Source organism: Microbacterium sp. K41, from assembly GCF_004794395.1.
In the GTDB taxonomy this organism is placed as follows: domain Bacteria; phylum Actinomycetota; class Actinomycetes; order Actinomycetales; family Microbacteriaceae; genus Microbacterium; species Microbacterium sufflavum.
Genome location: NZ_SSDO01000451.1, coordinates 1 through 2,619, shown reverse-complemented (window position 1 = coordinate 2,619; position 2,619 = coordinate 1). Strand labels below are relative to the sequence as shown.

The window sequence follows — 2,619 nt, the reverse complement described above, 5'->3', positions numbered from 1 at the left end:
GCCGCCCGTGCGGCCGCCGGCACGCCTGGAGCCTCGCTGGCCTGCTCGCTGGTCTCCTCCCCCGGTCTCGGCGCGGTCGCCGCGCACCACGGCCTCGACTTCCACGAGACGCTCACCGGCTTCAAGTGGATCTCGCGGGCCCCGGGCATCGTGTTCGGTTTCGAGGAGGCGCTCGGCTACCTCGTGAACCCCGAGACCGTGCGGGACAAGGACGGCATCTCCGCCGCCGTGGCGCTGCTCGGGCTCGCCGCGGAGGCGCGCGGGCGCGGCGCGACCATCGCGGACCTGCTCCGCGAGCTCGGCGACACCTACGGGCACTTCGCGAGCGCCCAGGTGTCGGTGCGCGTGGCCGATCTGGCCCTCATCGGCACCGTCATGCTGGCGCTGCGGACCCTGCCGCCCACGCAGATCGGCGGGCGCTCCATCGCCTCGGCGGAGGACCTGCTGAACGCCGCGGACGGTCAGCCGTCGGGCGACGTGCTCCGGTACCGGCTGAGTGACGGCTCGCGCGTCATCGTCCGCCCGAGCGGCACGGAGCCGAAGCTCAAGGTGTACATCGATGCGCGGGGCGACTCGGCGGAGGGAGCGGCTGCGGCCGTCGCCGAGCTCGAGGCCGGAGTGCGCGCCCTGCTGGACGAGCGCTCCTGACCATGCCCGAGCGGACCGTCGTCGTGAGCGCGCACAACGGCGTGCACGCGCGCCCGGTCGCCGAGATCGTCCGGCTCGTGCAGGCGCACGACCGCCCGGTGACGCTGCGCACCGCCGACGGGACGACCGTCGACCTGAGCAGCGTGCTGGCGGTCATGGACCTCGCGATCGTGCCGGGGGATGCCGTCGTGCTGGAGACGGCGGCATCCCCCGCCGCGGAGACGCTGCTGGACCGGCTCGCCGACGTGCTCGCACCGCGGGGCTGAGCTCAGCCGTCGATCACCGCCACCAGCTCGTCGAGGAACGCCTCGAACGTGGTGCCGCGCCGCACGATGCGCTGCACGCTGTCGCGCTCGCTGAACACCTCGACGAGCTGCTCGAACACGGTCTGGAAGGCCGCGCGGTCGCCCTCGCTGAACGCGGCGAGCGCGACGACCTGCACGCGGGCGTCGCCCCAGGCCGCGGACCCCTCGGCGACCCCGATCGCGATCGCGGTGCGGGTGGCCGTCATCTGCAGCGCGTGCGGCACGGCGAGCGCGTCGGTGAACGCCGTGGACGACAGGCGTTCGCGCACGATCGTGTTCTCCACGTAGTCGTCGCCGATCAGTCCGGCCGCCACCAGCCGCGCGCCGAGGAGCCGGATGATCTCCTCCTCCCCCGCATCGGGCAGCGGGAAGACGTAGGCGTCGGGCAGGAAGTAGCGCGCCAGCTCGGCCCGCAGCCGCGTGAGACGCCGGCCGCGGCGGACGCGGGCCGCGGCCTGCTGCACGCGGTCGACGTCGGCGTCGGTGAGGAACGGCTGGATGCGCACGAACCGCTCACCGGGTGAGCCGGGCTCGATCGTGCTGAGCACCAGGTCGGTGTCGAACGACGCCCAGTCGGGGTCGACGTTCGTGACGACGCTCGTGACCTCGATCGCGGAGCCGAGGGAGCGGTCGACGCTCGACCGCAGCAGCTCGTGCAGCTCGTAATAGCCGGGGCACACGATCGTCGCCGTGAGGATCGACTCGGCCTTGCGGCTGCGCTCGAGACGCCCGCCGACGTGCATCGCGATGTAGGCGATCTCGTCGTCGTGGACGGGGGTGCCGAGGCGGTCGTGCAGCCCGCTCGCGATCGACACCGCCACCTCGAAGATCATCGGATACGTGGTCTTGAGCGACCGCGTGAGCGGGTTGCGCGTGAGGGCGCTCTCCTCCGCCCGTCGCCGCAGGTTCTGCACGTGCAGCGCGAGCCGCAGCACGAACGTCTCGTCGACCAGGTCGACCTGGAAGTCGTCCGCGGCCCTGGCGATCTCGGCCCGCACGGCCGCGTCGACCTCCGGCGCCACTCCGCTGCGCGCGACCTCGCGGGTCTCGTCGCCGCCCGGCGCCACGATGCGTGTGAGCACGAGGGACGCGAGGTGGGCGCTGTCGCCCTCGCCGAGCACGACTCCGAAGTGCTCGGCGGCGAGACGCGCGATCACGGCGCCCACGCGAGGGATCTCGGGCCTGGCCCCGGTCGGCGGCGTGTCGAGCGACCGCCCGGCGGCCACCCGCTCCGCGGCGATCGCGATGTGCAGCAGCACGTCGGCGATCGCGAGCTCGTTGACGTAGTAGCCGAGCTGTCCGAGCTCCCCCACCAGGGCCGACTTGAAGGGCGCGACCGCCCGCGGGTCGACCGCGGTGCCGGACAGCGCGCGGCGGAACACCTCCGGGTGGAAGGACGCGTCGTCCATCTCGTCGTGCGCGAGCCGGCTGAGCAGCCGCCGCTGGGCCGCCTCGTCGCCACGCAGCCGCACGATCTCGCGCGAGCGGTCGAGGGTGAGGTCGGTGCCGTCGAGCAGACCGCGCACGCGCACGAGGTCGGCCTCCAGGGTGGCCTCGCTCACGTGCAGCTCGTCGGCGGCGTCGAACACGTCGACGCCCTCCGGCGCGTCGAGCAGCATGCGCACGAGCGCGTGCAACCGGTCGCGGGGCGTGGCCTCGCGGCCCT

At 73.7% G+C, this 2,619-nt stretch carries 2 protein-coding genes and 1 pseudogene; 2 read left to right on the top strand and 1 reads right to left on the bottom strand.

Annotated elements, in window-relative coordinates; all coding sequences use genetic code 11:
- Both DW309_RS14490 and DW309_RS14485 read left to right on the top strand, forming a co-directional pair.
- Nucleotides 1–648: pseudogene (locus tag DW309_RS14490) on the top strand (phospho-sugar mutase); the annotation flags it as partial.
- 2 nt (nt 649–650) lie between these two features.
- Nucleotides 651–914 carry an HPr family phosphocarrier protein gene (locus DW309_RS14485; RefSeq protein ID WP_136030335.1) on the top strand — a complete coding sequence of 88 codons (264 nt, stop codon included), beginning with the start codon at nt 651–653 and terminating at the stop codon, nt 912–914.
- 2 nt (nt 915–916) lie between these two features.
- Here the strand turns inward: DW309_RS14485 and DW309_RS14480 are convergent.
- Nucleotides 917–2,619 (bottom strand): BglG family transcription antiterminator (locus DW309_RS14480; protein WP_136045765.1); only part of this gene is annotated, 1,703 nt, incomplete at its 5' end.